Genomic DNA, 17,004 nt, shown 5'->3' on the forward strand with positions numbered 1-17,004 from the left:
GGCCTGGCCGAACCGGGCCCCGGTCTAGCCCGCGCTGCGGAACTCCAGCACCGAGTCCTCGACGTAGGTCGTCCGCCGTCCCGTGGCCGGGTCGACGTAGACGGCCCGCGTCGAGGACTCGGTCGTTCCCTCCACCGGCAGCGCCGCGCGCAGGTCCACGGTCAGCTCGCCCGAGCCGGTGACCTCGTAGGCGTCCACCGCCAGGGTCACACCCGGCCCGCCGTCGGCCGCCGGGGCGTCGAGGGTGGCGGCGGGCTCGGGCGCGGTCATCTCCAGGCTCACGGTGGCCACGTCGCCGTCGAGGGCGGTGAGCCGGTAGGTGACGACGCGCGTCGGGGCCACGGCGTCGTCGACCGCGCGGGTGACCGTCCAGCGGGCCCCGACCCCGATCGGCTCCGTCGGCCACGCCACCGTCGCGTCCGACACCGCGTTCGCCGTGATCTCCACGCCCGCGCGGGCGGCGTCGGTCGCCTCCGCGGGCGCCTCGAGCGACAACCCGCGCACGATCCCGTCGGCGCTGCGCGTCCACGTCACGGTGAACCCGGGCGCGGTCGCGAACTGCGCGGCGCGGAGTTCGTCCACCGAGGTGAACTCGCGGGCGGTGACCGTGGCGCGCTGCGCGCCGTCGACGTCGGGCTCCGACCGCCCCTCGACGGTGAGGGTCTGCTCGGGCGTCTCGTCGGTCCGCGGCTCGGCCCCCGGGACGGTGGTGCGGGACGACCCCGACCGGGTCACCGCGACCACCGCCGGCTCCAGGGAGGGGGCGTCGGCGAGCCCCCGGAGCTCGCCGGAGCCTTTCCCGAGCCCCCCCTCTGGGGGGGCGGGTCGGGGACCGCCCCGCCCCGCCGGCTCGAGGGCCCGGGACTCCTGCGCGGCGCCCGGCCCGCCGGCCGCCATGTCGCCGCCGGTGCCGCCGTCCGAGCAGGCGGCGGTCGTGGCCACGAGCGTCGCGGCGAGGATCGCGGCGAGGAGGCGGCGGCCGCCGCGCGCGTCTCGGGAGGGGCCGGGGGTCAGCGATGATCGGGGGTCCACGAGGCCCGAGCTTAGAGGGTCCGGCACCCGGGCCGGCCGGGCCCGCCGCGGCATCAGCGATACTGGGACCCATGACGGAGACCAACGGGACGCGGTCCGACGCGCCGGGGCCGGCGCCCGACGGTGCCCACCCGGGCTTCTTCCGGGCAGGACCGGTGCTCATGCTCGCGGTGGCGGCCGTGATCGTGCTGGTCGACCAGATCGCCAAGGTCGTCGCGGTCGCCACCCTCGAGGGCGGGCGGCCGGTGCGGATCATCGGCGACTCGGTGAGGCTGGTGCTCCTGCGCAACCCCGGAGCGGCGTTCTCCATGGGCACGGAGTCGACGGTGGTACTGAGCCTGGTCGCGACCGCCGTGGTGCTGGGACTGCTGTGGTTCTCCCGCCGGGTCCATTCCCGGTGGTGGGCGTGGGGCCTCGGACTGATCCTCGGCGGCGCCGCCGGCAACCTGGTGGACCGCTATTTCCGTGCCCCGGGGATCCTGCAGGGTCACGTCGTGGACTACGTCTCGGTGGGCTGGTGGCCGGTGTTCAACGTCGCGGACTCGTGCCTGGTGGCCGGCGTGATCGTGGTCGCCGTGGCCGTGCTCAGGGGGATGGACATCGACGGGTCGCGTGAGCAGGACAGAGACCACGCCGACAGAGACCACGCCGATGGGTGAGCTGCGCACCTTCCCCGTCCCCGACGGCCTCGACGGGATGCGGGTCGACGCCGGCGTGTCCCGCCTGCTGGGGATCTCGCGGACGGCGGTCGCCGACCTGGCCGGTGAGGGCAAGGTCCTGGTCGACGGCCGGGCCGTGGGCAAGTCCGACAAGCTCACCGGCATGTCGTGGATCGAGGTCGAGATGCCGGACCCGCGGGCCGAGCCGGCGGTGGTCGCCGAGCCGGTCGAGGGGATGGCGGTCGTGTACTCGGATGACCACATCGTCGTCGTCGACAAGCCCGTCGGCGTGGCCGCGCACGCCTCCGTCGGGTGGACCGGTCCCACCGTGATCGGCGGCCTCGCCGCCGCCGGGTACCGCATCTCCACCTCCGGGCCGCCGGAGCGCAAGGGGATCGTCCACCGCCTGGACGTGGGCACGTCCGGCCTCATGGTGGTGGCAGCCTCGGAGCGGGCGTACACGCTGCTCAAGCGGGCGTTCCGCGACAGGACCGTGGACAAGACCTACCACGCGCTGGTCCAGGGGCACCCCGATCCGTCGTCCGGGACGATCGACGCGCCGATCGGCCGGCACACGTCCAACGACTGGCGGTTCGCCGTGACCTCCGACGGCAAGCATTCCATCACCCACTACGACACGCTCGAGGCGCACCAGGCCGCCTCGCTCGTGGAGGTGCACCTGGAGACCGGGCGCACCCACCAGATCCGCGTGCACTTCTCGGCCCTGCACCACCCGTGCGCGGGCGACCTGACCTACGGCGCCGACCCGGTGCTCGCCAAACGCCTGGGTCTCGAGCGGCAGTGGCTGCACGCCGTGGGGTTGGGTTTCGAGCACCCGGGCACCGGCGAGCGCGTGGACTTCTCCAGCACCTATCCCGACGATCTCCAGCACGCGCTCGACATCCTGCGCTCGGCATGACCGCGCTCGCGCGGGGGCTCCGGATCGCCGGCGTCGGGGTGGTGATCGTCCTGGCGCTGGTGGCGATCCTCTCCGCGCTGGGGGCCGAGCTGCCGCGCAGCCCCGGGGTGATGAGCGATTCGCTCGGGCCCGAGAACGGCGAGCGGATCGACGCTTACCTCGCCCGCGCGTCGGCCTCCCTCGCCACCGTGGACGGTGGGGACCGGGGAGAGGGCGGTGACGGTGACGACGCCGCCTTCGACGACGACGACGACGAGACCCCCGCCGACGCACCCCGCTGGGCGCTCGTCACGGCAGGCTGGGCGTGGACTGTTCCCGAGGCGGTGGGCGTGGTGCGGGAGCTGCCCCGCGTCTCGGGGCTGTACGTGCAGGTGCCGGCGGCGGGGGTCGCCATGCCCGTCACCGGCGTCACGCTGGCGGAGCCGCCCGCCGGGGAGGCGACCCGCGGGCCGGTCTTCGAGCGTGGGCTGGAGCAGGTGGAGCGCCGGCTGGACTCCGGGGCCCCCGGAGCGCCGGGCGTCCCCGGGACACCGGCCCCGCCCGACGCCGACCGGGCCGCCGCCAAGAACGCCCTCACCGTCTCGAGACTGCGGGCGGGCGAGCCGGGGATCATCGGCCTGCTCGTGCGGGGGACGACCGAGCAGCTCCGCGCGGTGGCCGCGCAGCCGTGGGTCCGCGCGGTCGAGGCGCTGCCGCCGGACGCGGTGTGGCAGCGCTTCGCCGTGAGACCGCTCCAGCCGCAGCAGACCGACGCCGCGTTCCCGCTACCCGACGACGCCCCGCTGCCCCCCGCCTGACCTCGCCCGCCCGCCGCCCCCCGGCGCCCCTGCGCACCTGCACCCCGTACCCCGCACCCCGCCCCCCGCACCCGCCCCCCGGTTTGGTCGACATCTCGCAGGGGTCGGTCGACGGATGTCGCGCGTACGCCCCGGATCTCGCGCAATACGTCGACCGAATTGCGGCGCGGTGGGGGCGGCGCGGTGGGGGCGGCGCGGTGGGGGCGGCGCGGTGGGGGCGGCGCAGTCGGGGCGGCGCGGTGGGGGCGGCGCAGTCGGGCGAGGCAAGGTGGGACGAGGCACGGTGGGACCAGGAACCGAGGGAGATGCGGGTGGGTGACGGGCGCGTGGGCACGAGCGACAGGTCGGTGGCGGGCGGGATGGCCGCCGGCGTCGCCGCGTACACCCTGTGGGGCTTCTTCCCGGCCTTCTTCCCGCTGCTCGAGCCCGCCGGTGCGGTCGAGATCGTGGGCCACCGGATCGTGTGGTCGCTCGTGGTGATGGGAATCGTCCTCACCGTGCTGCGGCGGTGGCGCGAGCTGTGGTCACTCGACCGCGTCTCGTGGACCCGGATCTCCGGTGCGGCGCTGTTCATCACCGCCAACTGGGGCGTCTACGTGTACGCGGTCAACTCCGGGCGGGTCACCGAGGCCGCGCTCGGGTACACGATCAACCCCCTCGTGAGTGTCGTACTGGGAGTGCTGCTCTTCCGCGAGCGTCTCACCCGACCACAGGCGCTCGCGGTGGGCCTCGCCGTCGTCGCCGTGGGGGTTCTCACACTCGGATACGGCCACTTCCCGTCCCTGTCGGTCGTCCTCGCGCTGAGCTTCGGGATGTACGGCGTGCTCAAGAAGACGCTCCGGGTGGACCCGGTGATCGGGATGACCGGCGAGGTGCTGGTGATCGCCCCGCTCGCCCTGGCGCTGCTCGTCTGGCTGGGCGTCTCGGGCGTCGGGACGTTCACCGGGCACGGCCCCGGCCACTCCGTCCTGCTGGCCACCGCGGGCCTGGTCACGGTGGTGCCGCTGCTGCTGTTCGCGGTGGCCGCCCAACGGATCCCGCTCGCGACGGTGGGGATGCTGCAGTACATCGTGCCGGTGCTGCAGATGGCGTGGGGCCTGCTCGTGGTGGGGGAGCGGTTGGACGCGGTCCAGTGGACGGGCTTCGGGTTGATCTGGGTGGCCGTGATCGTGTTCACGCTGGCCGGGAGGTCGCCGCGCTGAGCTCGTGCTGGGGTTTCGGGTCGTGTCGGAGAAGCGACCTAGACTGGGCCGGACAAGTCGTAGGAGGAATGCTGCGTGGGCGGATCCCAGTTCGTGCATCTGCACAATCACACCGAGTTCTCGATGCTCGACGGGATGGCTCAGATCAACCCGATGTTCGCCGAGGCCAAGCGCCTCGGCATGCCCGCGGTGGGGATGACCGACCACGGCAACATGTACGGGTCCTCGGACTTCTACAAGCAGGCCGTCAAGACCGGCATCACGCCGATCATCGGGATCGAGGCGTACGTCGCCCCCGAGTCCCGCTTCAACAAGAAGCGCGTGCTGTGGGGAGAGAAGCACCAGAAGGGCGACGACGTCGCCGGCTCCGGCGCCTACACGCACATGACCATGGTCGCGGAGAACGCGACCGGCCTGCGCAACCTGTTCCTGCTCTCCTCGCTCGCCTCGTACGAGGGGCAGCTGGGCAAGTGGGCGCGGATGGACGCGGAGATCCTGGCCGAGCACTCGGAGGGGATCATCGCTACCTCCGGCTGCCCGTCCGGGGAGATCCAGACGCGCCTGCGGCTGGGCCACGTCAAGGAGGCCTACGAGGCGGCCGAGAAGTGGCAGTCGATCTTCGGCAAGGACAACTTCTTCCTCGAGCTGATGGACCACGGCATCGACATCGAGCGGAGGGTCCGGGAGGACCTGCTCAAGCTCGGCCGGGACCTGGGGATGCCGCCGCTGGTGACCAACGACTGTCACTACGTCACCCGCGAGCAGTCGCACGCCCACGAGGCCATGCTTTGCGTCCAGACCGGCAAGACCCTCGCCGACGAGGGACGCTTCAAGTTCGACGGCGACGGCTACTTCCTCAAGTCGGCGGAGGAGATGCGGGCGCAGTGGGACTCCGAGGTCCCCGGGGGCTGCGACAACACGCTGTGGGTGGCCGAGCGGGTCCAGCCCTACGACGACATCTGGGCGCCCAAGGACCGGATGCCCAAGTTCCCCGTGCCGGCGGGCGAGACCGAGGACACGTGGCTGGCCCGGGAGGTCCACAAGGGCCTGGAGTGGCGCTTCCCGTCCGGGATCCCGCAGGAGTACCTGGACCGGGCGGCCTTCGAGCTCGAGGTGATCAAGGGCAAGGGGTACCCCGGCTACTTCCTCGTGGTGGGCGACCTCATCGAGTACGCCCGCTCGATCGGCATCAAGGTGGGCCCGGGGCGAGGGTCCGCGGCGGGTGCGCTCGTGGCGTACGCGCTCAAGATCACCAACATCGACCCGATCGAGCACGGCCTGCTGTTCGAGAGGTTCCTCAACCCCGAGCGCCCGTCGGCGCCCGACATCGACATCGACTTCGACGACCGCCGCCGCGGCGAGATGATCCGCTACGCCAGCGACAAGTGGGGCGCGGACAAGATCGCGCAGGTCATCACCTTCGGCACCATCAAGACCAAGGCCGCCATCAAGGACGCCGCGCGCGTGAACTTCGGCCAGCCGGGGTACGCGATCGCCGACCGGATCACCAAGGCCCTGCCGCCGGCGATCATGGCCAAGGACATCCCGCTCTCCGGCATCACCGACCCGACGCACGAGCGCTACGGCGAGGCCGCGGAGGTCCGCCAGCTGATCGAGACCGACCCGGACGTCAAGCGGATCTACGACACGGCCCGCGGGCTGGAGGGAATGGTCCGCCAGGCCGGCGTCCACGCGTGCGCGGTGATCATGTCCTCCGAGCCGCTGCTCGACGTGATCCCCATGTGGAAGCGCGCCCAGGACGGCGCCCTCATCACCGGGTGGGACTACCCCTCCTGCGAGGACATCGGCCTGCTCAAGATGGATTTCCTGGGCCTGCGCAACCTCACGGTGATCGGCGACTGCCTGGAGAACATCAAGAGCAACCGGGGCGAGGAGATCGACCTCGACACGCTGAGTACCAGCGACCAGGCCACCTACGACCTGCTCGCCAGCGGCGACACCCTGGGCGTGTTCCAGCTGGATTCCGGCGGCATGCGCGAGCTGCTCAAGCGCATGAAGCCGACCGGCTTCAACGACATCGTGGCCGCCCTCGCCCTGTACCGCCCCGGACCGATGGGCATGGGCACGCACTGGAACTACGCCGACCGCAAGAACGGCAAGCAGGAACTCACGCCCATCCACCCGGAGCTGGAGGAGCCGCTCCGGGAGATCCTCGGCGAGACGCACGGCCTGATCGTGTACCAGGAGCAGATCATGGCCATTTCCCGCGAGCTCGCGGGATACACGGCCGGCGAGGCCGACGGGTTCCGCAAGGCCATGGGCAAGAAGAAGGCCGAGGTGCTGGCCGCGGAGTACGAGAAGTTCTCCGGCGGCATGGTCGAGCGCGGGTTCTCCAAGGAGGCCGTCGACGCGCTGTGGGGCACCATCGAGCCCTTCGCCTCGTACGCCTTCAACAAGTCGCACGCGGCCGGCTACGGGCTCGTGTCGTTCTGGACCGGCTACCTCAAGGCCAACTACCCGGGCGAGTACATGGCCGCGCTGCTCACCTCGGTCGGCGACGACAAGGACAAGGCCGCGCTCTACCTGGCCAACTGCCGCCAGATGGGCATCAGGGTCCTGCCGCCGTCGGTCAACGAGTCGCTGACCAACTTCGCCTCGGTCGGCACGGACATCCGCTTCGGGATGGGCGCGGTCCGCAACGTGGGCGCCCACGTGGTGGACTCGGTCGTCAGGGCCCGGGAGGAGAAGGGGGTCTTCAGCGACTTCTCCGACTACCTGGCGAAGATCGATCAGACCGCGTGCACCAAGAAGGTCACCGAGTCGCTCATCAAGGCCGGGGCGTTCGACTCCCTGGGTCACCCGCGCAAGGGCCTGTTCCTGGTCCACTCCGACGCGGTGGAATCGGTCATGTCCACCAAGAAGGCCGAGGCGGTGGGGCAGTTCGACCTGTTCGGCGGGGCGGACACCGACGACGCGGGAGGCGCCTCGGCGTTCGGCGACGTCTTTGCCGTCCGCGTCCCCGACGAGGAGTGGGACATCAAGCAGAAGCTGGCCCTCGAGCGGGAGATGCTGGGCCTGTACGTGTCCGGTCACCCGCTCGACGGTCTGGAGAAGGCGCTCGACGCCAAGACGGACACCTCCATCGCCACCATCCACGAGGGCGAGCTGGCGCACGGGACCCCGGTGACGATCGGCGGGATCATCTCGGGCGTGGACCGGCGGGTCAACAAGAACGGCGAACCCTGGGCGATCGTCACCATCGAGGATTTCAACGGCAGCGTGGAGGTGCTGTTCTTCCCCAAGACGTACCGGCTCGCGGCCCTGGACATCGCCGAGGACGCGGTGGTCCTGGTCAAGGCGCGGATCAACATCCGCGAGGAACGCGTCTCCGTCTTCGGGGACACCCTCGAGGTCCCGGACCTGGTCGTGGGGGGCAACGGCGCCCCGCTCGCGCTGACGCTGCCGACCCGGATGTGCACGGTCGAGACCGTCACCGCGCTCAAACAGGTCCTCGGCCGGCACCCCGGGCCGTCGGACGTCCACCTGCGGCTGGTCAACGGGAACTCCTCGACCGTCCTGCGGCTGGACGACCATCTGCGGGTGGAGACGTCGTCGTCACTCATGGGAGACCTCAAGGCGCTGCTCGGGCCGGGGTGCCTCACCGGATGACCAGTTGGCGGTGATCGTGGGGGCGGTGGGACACTGGAGGCCGTGACCGCCACCGACTCCGCCACGACACAGCTCGTGACCACCGACGACATCGACACCGCCGCCCGCCGCATCGGCGACGTGGTCCGGGCAACCGACCTCGATGTGAGCGAGCGGCTGAGCGAGCAGACGGGCGCCCGCATCCTGCTCAAGAGGGAAGACCAGCAGGACGTCCGGTCGTACAAGATCCGCGGCGCCTTCAACCTCATGTCCCAACTCACCGGCGACCAGCGCAGCGCCGGGGTCGTCACCGCGAGCGCCGGCAACCACGCGCAGGGCGTGGCCTTTGCCTGCCGGAGCCTGGGGATCAACGGGCGGATCTACGTGCCCACCAACACACCCAAGCAGAAGCGCGACCGGATCCTGGCCCACGGCCGCAACTGGGTGGAGCTCGTGGTGACGGGCACCAACTTCGACGCCGCGCAGACCGCCGCGCGCGCCGACGCCGCGCGGACCGGGGCGACGATGGTCCCGCCGTTCGACCATCCCGACACCATGGCCGGGCAGGGCACCATCGCCGCCGAGATCCTGGCCCAGCTGGACCAGGCCCCGGACGCCGTGGTGGTACCCGTCGGCGGCGGTGGTCTCCTGGGCGGGATCGCCACCTACCTCGCGGAGTACGCACCCGATTGCAGGATCGTCGCCGTGGAACCCGCGGGCGCGCCGTCGCTCACCAGGGCGCTGGAGGCGGGGGAGCCGGTCACCCTCGACACCGTGGACACCTTTGTCGACGGCGCCGCGGTGGCCCGGCTCGGGGACTTCCCGTTCGGGGTGATCGCCTCGAAGGCCGACCGGATCCGGGTCCTCACCGTGGACGAGGGCGCGGTGTGCACCGAGATGCTGGAGCTCTACCAGAACGAGGGGATCATCGCCGAGCCCGCCGGTGCGCTGGCGGTGACGGCCCTGCACCAGCTCGAGATCGACGAGGGCGCCACGGTCGTGTGCATCGTCTCCGGCGGCAACAACGACGTCTCCCGCTACAGCGAGATCATCGAGCGCTCGCTGGTCCACCGCGGGCTCAAGCACTACTTCCTGGTGAAGTTCCCGCAGGAGCCAGGCCAGCTGCGGCGCTTCCTCGACGAGGTCCTGGGCCCCGAGGACGACATCACGCAGTTCGAGTACCTCAAGCGCAACAACCGCGAGTACGGCGCCGCGCTGGTGGGCATCGAGCTCGGCTCCGCCACCGGGCTGCATTCCCTGCTGGAGCGGATGGACGTCTCCCGCATCGACTGCGAGCGGCTCGAGCCCGGCACCGCCGCGTACGAGTACCTGACGTAGCAGGTCGGCCCTCGGGCCGACACGACAGCGCCCCCGTCCGAGTACTCGGACGGGGGCGCTGGTTCTCCCCGTGACGTGCTCAGGTATCAGGGGCCGACTGCCCCTGATCATCAACGACCTCGACAGGTACGCGGGCAGGTCGGCCGTCCCCGTGGCCGCGATCGTCACCGGTAGCAATCCGGGCTCGACCCTGCCCGACGGCGGCCACGGGTCGGTGGACCTGCAGACCCTCTTCCTGGCGCCCCAGCAGGTGTGGAAGTGGTTCACCGGGAGCATCGGTCAGGCGGGAACCTTCTCCGTGGCGTTCAAGTAGCCCGCCGCGGCCCGGCGTCAGCGCCTTCGCACCACCGCGAACCCGAACGCCTGGCAGAACACGGAGTCCGCGTCGGCGACCGCCCCCGACGCCACCACCGCCTCGCCGGCCAGCGGGACCCGGCACGGCTCGGTGCCCAGGTTCACCACCAGCGCCAGCGAGCCGCGGTGGACCACCAGCCAGCGGTCGTCTGGGGACTCCGTGCCGGTCTCTACATGTATAGAGCCCAGCCAGGGATCGCTGAGTTCCGGCTCGGCCCTCCGCAGGGCGATCAGCGCGCGGTACGTCCGCAGGATCTCGGCGTGCTCGTCGCGCGACTGCTCTGAGCGGTCGAGTTTCGACCGGCGGAACGTCTCCGGGTCCTGCGGGTCCGCCACCGTGGCGGGGTCCCAGCCCATCTCCGCGAACTCGCGGGTCCGGCCCCGGCGGACGGCCTCGGCCAGCTCCGGCTCGGGGTGCGAGGTGAAGAAGCAGAACGGCGTCCGCGCACCCCACTCCTCGCCCTGGAACAGCATCGGGGTGAACGGCGAGCACAGCACGATCGCCGCCTTGGCCAGCTGCTGCGCGGGGCTCAGGGTCATCGACGGCCGATCCCCGGCCGCGCGGTTGCCCACCTGGTCGTGGGTCAGGGTGTAGGCGACGAACCGCGACCCCGGCACCCGGCCCACGTCCACCGGCCGCCCGTGCACCCGCCCGCGGAAGCTCGACCACGTCCCCGCGTGCAGGAACGCCCCCGTGAGCACCTGCCGCAGCGACGCGAGCGACCCGAAGTCGGCGTAGTAGCCCTGCCGCTCCCCGGAGACGGCGGCGTGGACGGCGTGGTGCACGTCGTCGTCCCACTGCCCGTCCAGCCCGTACCCGCCGCCCTCGCGCGCGGTGACCAGCCGGGGGTCGTTCTGATCGGACTCCGCCACCAGCGACAGCGGCCGCCCGAGGTGCGTCGAGAGCGACTCGACCTCCACCGCCAGCTCCTCCAGCAGGTGCACGGCCGAGCCGTCGTGCAGCGCGTGCACGGCGTCCAACCGCAGGGCGTCCACGTGGAACTCGTCGAACCACCGCAGTGCGTTGTCGATGATGTACCGCCGCACCTCGCCCGACTCCGGCCCGTCCAGGTTGAGCCCGGACCCCCACGGCCCGTCCGCGGCCGAGAGGTACGGCCCGAACTCCGGCAGGTAGTTCCCCGACGGCCCCAGGTGGTTGTACACCACGTCCAGGCACACGCCCAGCCCGCGACCGTGGCACGCGTCGACGAACTCCTGGAACGCGTCCGGCCCGCCGTACGGCTCGTGCACCGCGAACCACGCCACCCCGTCGTAACCCCAGCCGTACTCGCCGTTGAACGCGTTCAGCGGCATCACCTCGACCATGTCCACGCCCAGCTCCACCAGCTCGTCCAGGTGCTCGATCGCGCTGGTCAGGGTGCCGCCGGGGGAGAAGGTGCCCACGTGCATCTCATAGAGCACCGACCCCGCCAGCCGCCGACCCGTCCACGCGGAGTCGGTCCAGCGGGAGGCGTCCACCCGGTGCACCCGCGAGAGCCCGTGCACGCCGTCCGGCTGACGCGGCGACCGCGGGTCGGGACGCGGGGGGCCCGCCTCGTCGTCGTCGCCGGTCAGCACGAACCCGTAGTCCCTGCCCACCTCCCGCGGCACGCCGGACGTCCACCAGCCGTCCTTCGCTCGCCGCATGGGGACCGGCTCGGCGCCGGGGGAGTCCAGGACCAGGCCGACCGCGCGGGCTCGCGGCGCCCAGACGGAGAACGTGTCGTTGCTCGGGGAGATCACGACGCCCAGGGTAGGGAAAACCGGGCGGCCACGGGCGCGCCGGCTCCGGCTGCGGCGATACTGGGGTCATGACCGACCCCGGAACTCGCGTGCTCAGGCTGTCCGCCGGGTCCGACGTCACCGGTGAGTACGAGGAGAAGCGCTCCAGGTTCGTCGCGGTGCTGAGACGGTGCGACGACGAGGAGACCGCCCGCGCCCTGGTCGCCGACCTCCGCCGGGCCCACCCGGCAGCGCGCCACCACTGCAGCGCTTTCCTGGTGGACGTCCCCGGATCCAGCCGTATCGAACGCAGCAACGACGACGGCGAACCCTCCGGCACCGCCGGGACCCCCATGTTGGAGGTGCTGCGCGGCAGCGGGCTGACCGGGGTGGGCGCGGTGGTCGTGCGATGGTTCGGCGGCACCAAGCTGGGGACGGGAGGGCTGGTGCGGGCCTACGGTGCTGCGGTGTCGGCCGCCGTGGAGTCCGCGTGGGCAGCGGGCAGGGTGGTGGAGGTGGTGCGGACCCCGGCCTGGCGGGCGGAGGTCGACCACGCCGTGGCAGGGGGGCTCGAGGGCGCCGTCCGGGCGGCCGGTGCGCAGGTGCTCGGGGTGGACTACGGCCGCCGGGTCGCGCTGACCGCAGCCGGAGACCCGGGGGTGCTCGGCCCGATCCTGGCGACCCGGACCTCGGGCGGAGCCGAGTGGGAGCCCGCGGGCCTCGCCACCACCGAGAACGCGGCCGCGCGCCGGGATGTGGAATCCTGAACCCATGAGCATGCAGCCCTACCAGGTCAACTCGATCGAGCAGCAGAAGCAGCAGGTCCGCAAGGACGCGCGGACCACGGCGATCGCGCTGGGGGTGACGGTCGTGTCAGTTCCGATCGCGCTGTTCGCGAGCTCGTTCTTCACGGTGGTGGCGATCCTGGCCGCGATCGTGGCGATCTACAACGGCAACAAGGTCCGCAAGGCGATCTCGGGGAAGTCCACCTCGCAGCGCGAGCTCTACTGACCCGGGGGCGGCTCAGCCGTGGCGGCGCACCACGTCGCCGAGGTCCGCCCGCTCGGTGCGGAACGCGTTGGCGGGGTGCTCGGCGTCGGCGTAGCCGAAGGCGATCGCGCACACGATCAGCCGGTCGTCGGGGATGCCCAGGTGCTCGCGGACGCCGTCGGAGTAGAGCGCGATCGCGGCCTGCGCGCAGGTCGCCACCCCCAGCGACGACGCCGCCGCGAGGAAGGTCGCCACGTAGCCGCCGCAGTCCACCGCGCCGTACGTGCCGAGCCCGGCATCGGACGTGATCACCGCGACGTGCGGGGCCCCGAAGAAGCGGTAGTTCTCCAGCATCTGGTGCAGCCGCGCGTCCTGGTCCGAGCGCTCGATCCCCAGGGCCGAGTAGAGCCCGAATCCGCTGGCCCGGCGGCGATCGCCGTACACGCCGTCATAGCGCTCGGGCGCCGGCAGGTCCGAGTTCATGTCGTGGGAGAGCACGTAGTCGGTGAGGTGCTTGCCGAACGCCGCGGTCGCCTGGCCCGACACCAGGTCCACCTGCCACGCCTGGGAGTTGCACCACGACGCCGTGCGCTGCGCCATCCGCAGGATCCGATCGATGGTCTCCTCCGGGACGGGCTCGGAGGTGAAGCCCCGGCAGCTGTAGCGGTCGTCGAGGATCTGCTCGAGCGTGGCGGCGGCGTCGGTCATGGGCTCTCCTGGGTGGCGCGCGGGTTGTGATGCCAGTCTCGCACGCGGCGGTCTCAGCACGCGCAGCAGAGCCCCGCCCCGCCGCCCCGCCCCCCGCCCCCGCCCGCCCCCGCTATCGCTCAGGCCAATCCACCTATCGGATTGCGATTCACCGATGGAGGTCCGTCGGTGGATCGTCAATTGATAGGTGGATTTGTGGGGAGAGTCGCGGGGGGCGCGATTCGACCGGGCCTCCACAGGCAGGTCTCCCTCCACAGGCGATCTCTCTCCACAGGCAGATATCCCTCCACAGGCGGAGCCGACCGGCCGTCCGGAGAGCCGTGGTCGAGAATCCGTCCCGTCATCATCAGCGGATGGCCGACATCAGCGAACTGCGAGCACTCATCATGACCACCGAGCACCTGCTCGCCGGTGGACTGACTCCGCAGGGGGTGCATCGCGCGGTGGTATCGGGAGATCTTGTCCGGTTGAGACCCGGCTTCTACGTCGAGGGGAGCGCACGGGCACTGCCACGGGGAGCGAAGCACCTGCTGAACGTGCTGGCGGCGGATGCGGCGCTCGCGTCTCCGGTGTTCTCACACGCGTCGGCGGCGCTGGTACACGGGCTGCCGGAGTGGGGCCTGTCGCTGTCGAAGGTCGCTGTCTCATCAGGTGAGCAGGCCCTTCGCACCCACACCACCAGAGTGATGAAGCACCACACCGTGTCACTGCGGGGTGACGAGGTCTGCCTTGTCGACGGACTCAACGTCACCACGCCGGAGCGGACCGTGGCGGATATCGCTCGCACCGCCGGCCGCGACGCTGGTGTCGCGGTCGCGGATGCCGCCCTGAACAGCGGATTGGTCACCGCGTCGGTGCTCGACCGTGCGCTGGAGCAGTCAGCCGGGCGATCGGGAATCAGGAGGGCACGGGCAGCCATGGCGCTGGTCGACGGTCGCAGCGAGAGCGTGGCCGAGACGCGGAGCAGACTGACGTTCTCCGACTTCGGTCTGCCGCAACCCGAGACCCAGGCGAACATCTTCGATCCCCACGGCAACCGCGTCGCGAGGGTGGACTTCCTGTGGCGCGAATTCGGCGTGATCGGCGAGTGCGACGGGTTCGGGAAATACCTCGACGGCGCCGACGCGACCGAGACCAGACGCAGGCTCGGGCGGGAGAAGGACAGGGACGCCGACCTCGTGGCCCTGGGCTATCGGGTCGTTCACTGGCGGTGGGCGGCCCCGGAGACCCCCCGTCTACTCGCGGAGCGACCCCGGCGGGTGCTGTACCCCGCCGCGGCGTGAGCCCCCAGCCCCCAGCCCCCAGCCCCCAGCCCCCAGCCGAAAGATCCACCTATCGGATTGCGATCCACATATGGGCCTCCGTGGGTGGATCGCAAACCGATAGGTGGATCTGTGAGGCGGGCGTCGGCGCGAACCGGGCGCTGCTGCTGTGGCCCGCCGGGGCGGGGTTATCCTCGGGACATGGGTGTGCGGGTCGATGCGTGGACGTGGTCGGTGAGGCTGTTCCCGTCCCGGACCAAGGCGGCGGCCGCCTGCCGCGGCGGGCACGTCAAGGTCAACGGCGAGGCGGTGCAGCCGTCGAAGGTCGTCGTGCCCGGGGATCGCGTCCAGGTGACCGGCACGCTCGGGCGGGTCCGCATCCTCGAGGTGGTCCGGACCGTCAACAAGCGGGTCGGCGCGCCGGTGGCCGCGACCTGCTACATCGACCACTCGCCCCCGCCCCCGCCCAAGGAGGTCCTGGCGTCGCAGCCGCGCCGGGAAAGGGGCGCCGGGCGGCCGACCAAGCGGGAGCGGCGGGAGACCGACCGGCTGCTCGGGCGATAGGCCCCCCAGCGCCTCAGCCCCGCTCGCGGACGATCAGCACCACCGGCGAGAGACCGAGCAGCTCGCCCAGGTCCACCCGGCCCGAGATCCGCGCCCCGTCGGGCCGGACCGCCCACGTGCCCTCGGGCAGGAGGGCGACGGTGCCGCTGAACTCCGTGGCGGCCCTCACGGCGGTGCGGCGGCGGGCGAGCATGCCGACCGCGGCGCGGCCGTCCACGGCGCGGGTGAACGCCACCACGTCGGAGGCGGCGGGCCCGTGCACGGGGATCGGGACGTGCGCTCCGCGGGCCATGGCCTCGGGGTGCTCGCGCCGCAGCCGCAGCAACTCGCGGACCAGGGCGAACTTGGGGTGGCCGAGCCGCGCGACGGCCCCCGACCGCAACGGGCCGAAGTCCACGAACCGGCGGTTGTCCGGGTCGACCAGCGAGTCCTCCAACACCTCCGTGCCCTGGTAGACGTCGGGGATCCCGGGGGCCAGCAGCTGGATGGCCTTGGCGGTCAGCGAGTTGTCGCGCCCGGCGGGGGCGATCCGCTGGACGAACGCCGCCACGAGCCCGGCCCCGGAATCGAGCAGCGCGTCGATCCACGCGTGCGCAGCGGATTCGAAGTCGGCGTCCTGGTCGGTCCACGTGGTGTGGACGGCGGCCTCGCGCAGCGACTTGTCGGCGTAGGCGTGCAGCCGCGACCGCAGGTCCTCGGACGGCGCACCGTGGTCCGGCCACACCCCCACGATCACCTGCAACAGGAAGTATCCCGCGTCCTCGGCGGGCGGGGGGAATGCCTCGAACACCCCGGCGACGAACACCGCCCACTCGTCCGGCACCTGCGACAGCACGGAGATGCGGGCGCGGACGTCCTCGCCGCGCTTGGTGTCGTGGGTGGTCAGCGCCATGAGGGTGAGCGGGTTGGCCACGGCCTTCTCGGCCATCGCCAGGTGGAAGGCCTCCACCGGGATGCCCATGCGGCCGGGGGAGCCGCCGACCTCGTTCAACGAGACCAGCCGACCGAGCCGGTAGAACAACCGGTCCTCCTCGGCCTTGGCGGTGGCCGCGCCGGTGACCTGCGCGAGCCGCACGGAGGCCTCGCCCCCACCGGCCACTGCACCCCCACCGGCCAGCGCGCCGCCCACGAGCCGCAGCGCGGGCGCCAACTCGGGGCGGGCGTGGTGCAGGTCCTCCAGGATCGTGGGCAGGGTGCCCCGCAGGACGGGGTAGTCGGCGCGGTAGAAGGGCGTCCGTGCGATCACCGAGACCAGCGTCTCGCGGAGCAGGGCATCCTCGACGTCGTCGCTCGTCGACACGTCGTGCCCCGCGGCGGCCTCCCGACGCACCGCACGGGCCAGCCGCCCCAGCTCGGGGGCCAGGTCCTCCAGCACGATCTCGCGCTTGAGCGCGGCGGACTGCGCGTGGACCTGCGACTCGTCGCCGGGCCCGCCGCAGTACCGCTCGGCCAGCTCGGACAGTCGACCCTCCCCGCGGCGGTCCACCAGGACCTGGTCGATCAGCCGCAGCATGTCGTAGCAGGTGGTGCCGTCGACGCCCATCGCGGGCTCGAGCACCTCGCCGGGGGCGAGGATCTTCTCCACCAGCAACCACCGGTCGTCGCCGGCGAGCTCGCGGAGCCGGCGCGCGTAGCCGACCGGGTCGGCCAGGCCGTCGGGGTGATCGACCCGGATGCCGTCGACCAGGTCCTCCTCGCACCAGCGGCGCACCTCGGCGTGGGTGGCGTCAAAGACCCCGCGGTCCTCCTGCCGCAGCCCGGCCAGCCCGGTGACGGGGGAGAACGGCCTGTAGCGCAGCAGCGGCGCGCGCCAGATGGGCAGGCGCTGCCCCACCGCCACGGCCAGCA

General features: G+C 72.0%; 15 protein-coding genes. 11 read left to right on the forward strand and 4 right to left on the reverse strand.

The features are described from left to right. Positions 1 to 24: 24 nt before the first annotated feature. Positions 25 to 1,032 carry a hypothetical protein gene (locus Q0444_RS02355; RefSeq protein WP_299021028.1) on the reverse strand — a complete coding sequence of 336 codons (1,008 nt, stop codon included), beginning with the start codon at positions 1,030 to 1,032 and terminating at the stop codon, positions 25 to 27. 71 nt (positions 1,033 to 1,103) lie between these two features. On the opposite strand from Q0444_RS02355, the gene lspA reads away from it, so the two are divergent. The 7 genes from lspA to Q0444_RS02390 all read left to right on the forward strand — a co-directional run bounded on the left by lspA (position 1,104) and on the right by Q0444_RS02390 (position 9,869). Next, the gene (gene lspA, locus Q0444_RS02360; protein WP_291083881.1) at positions 1,104 to 1,691 is read left to right on the forward strand and encodes a signal peptidase II; all 588 of its coding nucleotides are present in this window, start codon (positions 1,104 to 1,106) and stop codon (positions 1,689 to 1,691) included. After that, the gene (locus tag Q0444_RS02365) at positions 1,684 to 2,610 is read left to right on the forward strand and encodes an RluA family pseudouridine synthase (RefSeq protein WP_291083985.1); all 927 of its coding nucleotides are present in this window, start codon (positions 1,684 to 1,686) and stop codon (positions 2,608 to 2,610) included. Before lspA ends, Q0444_RS02365 begins: the two co-directional genes overlap by 8 nt. Further along, on the forward strand, positions 2,607 to 3,407 hold the full coding sequence (locus Q0444_RS02370; RefSeq protein ID WP_299021031.1) for a hypothetical protein: 801 nt from the start codon (positions 2,607 to 2,609) through the stop codon (positions 3,405 to 3,407). Before Q0444_RS02365 ends, Q0444_RS02370 begins: the two co-directional genes overlap by 4 nt. A gap of 311 nt (positions 3,408 to 3,718) precedes the next feature. Beyond that, positions 3,719 to 4,609 (forward strand): EamA family transporter RarD, encoded by an 891-nt coding sequence (gene rarD, locus Q0444_RS02375; RefSeq protein ID WP_291083460.1) that lies wholly within the window; start codon positions 3,719 to 3,721, stop codon positions 4,607 to 4,609. Positions 4,610 to 4,684: 75 nt separating this feature from the next. Continuing rightward, positions 4,685 to 8,239 carry a DNA polymerase III subunit alpha gene (gene dnaE, locus Q0444_RS02380; RefSeq protein ID WP_291083458.1) on the forward strand — a complete coding sequence of 1,185 codons (3,555 nt, stop codon included), beginning with the start codon at positions 4,685 to 4,687 and terminating at the stop codon, positions 8,237 to 8,239. Positions 8,240 to 8,281: 42 nt separating this feature from the next. Then, positions 8,282 to 9,556, forward strand: a complete 1,275-nt coding sequence (ilvA, locus tag Q0444_RS02385; RefSeq protein WP_291083455.1) for a threonine ammonia-lyase IlvA — start codon at positions 8,282 to 8,284, stop codon at positions 9,554 to 9,556. Between the two features lie 70 nt (positions 9,557 to 9,626). Then, positions 9,627 to 9,869, forward strand: a complete 243-nt coding sequence (locus Q0444_RS02390) for a hypothetical protein (protein ID WP_299021038.1) — start codon at positions 9,627 to 9,629, stop codon at positions 9,867 to 9,869. Between the two features lie 17 nt (positions 9,870 to 9,886). Here the strand turns inward: Q0444_RS02390 and treZ are convergent, their stop codons facing one another. Then, complete coding sequence (gene treZ, locus Q0444_RS02395) at positions 9,887 to 11,653, reverse strand: malto-oligosyltrehalose trehalohydrolase (RefSeq protein ID WP_299021041.1); 1,767 nt, start codon at positions 11,651 to 11,653, stop codon at positions 9,887 to 9,889. A 68-nt stretch (positions 11,654 to 11,721) separates the two neighbouring features. Between treZ and Q0444_RS02400 the strand changes: the two genes are divergently transcribed. Both Q0444_RS02400 and Q0444_RS02405 read left to right on the forward strand, forming a co-directional pair. Continuing rightward, the gene (locus Q0444_RS02400) at positions 11,722 to 12,399 is read left to right on the forward strand and encodes a YigZ family protein (protein ID WP_299021044.1); all 678 of its coding nucleotides are present in this window, start codon (positions 11,722 to 11,724) and stop codon (positions 12,397 to 12,399) included. 4 nt (positions 12,400 to 12,403) lie between these two features. Beyond that, positions 12,404 to 12,643, forward strand: a complete 240-nt coding sequence (locus Q0444_RS02405) for a hypothetical protein (protein WP_291083447.1) — start codon at positions 12,404 to 12,406, stop codon at positions 12,641 to 12,643. Positions 12,644 to 12,655: 12 nt separating this feature from the next. Here the strand turns inward: Q0444_RS02405 and Q0444_RS02410 are convergent, their stop codons facing one another. After that, positions 12,656 to 13,330: a nitroreductase gene (locus tag Q0444_RS02410; RefSeq protein WP_291083444.1), complete on the reverse strand. Its 675-nt coding sequence runs from the start codon at positions 13,328 to 13,330 to the stop codon at positions 12,656 to 12,658. 353 nt (positions 13,331 to 13,683) lie between these two features. Here Q0444_RS02410 and Q0444_RS02415 point away from each other — a divergent pair, with 353 nt between their 5' ends. Continuing rightward, complete coding sequence (locus Q0444_RS02415) at positions 13,684 to 14,613, forward strand: type IV toxin-antitoxin system AbiEi family antitoxin domain-containing protein (RefSeq protein ID WP_299021048.1); 930 nt, start codon at positions 13,684 to 13,686, stop codon at positions 14,611 to 14,613. 180 nt (positions 14,614 to 14,793) lie between these two features. Further along, entirely contained in the window at positions 14,794 to 15,156 is a 363-nt protein-coding gene (locus tag Q0444_RS02420) for an RNA-binding S4 domain-containing protein (RefSeq protein ID WP_291080102.1), read from the forward strand. 13 nt (positions 15,157 to 15,169) lie between these two features. Here Q0444_RS02420 and treY read toward each other — a convergent pair. Then, a partial coding sequence (gene treY / locus Q0444_RS02425; protein WP_299021052.1) for a malto-oligosyltrehalose synthase occupies positions 15,170 to 17,004 on the reverse strand: 1,835 nt, incomplete at its 5' end.

Source organism: uncultured Dietzia sp. (genome assembly GCF_937873725.1).
Taxonomy (GTDB): domain Bacteria; phylum Actinomycetota; class Actinomycetes; order Mycobacteriales; family Mycobacteriaceae; genus Dietzia.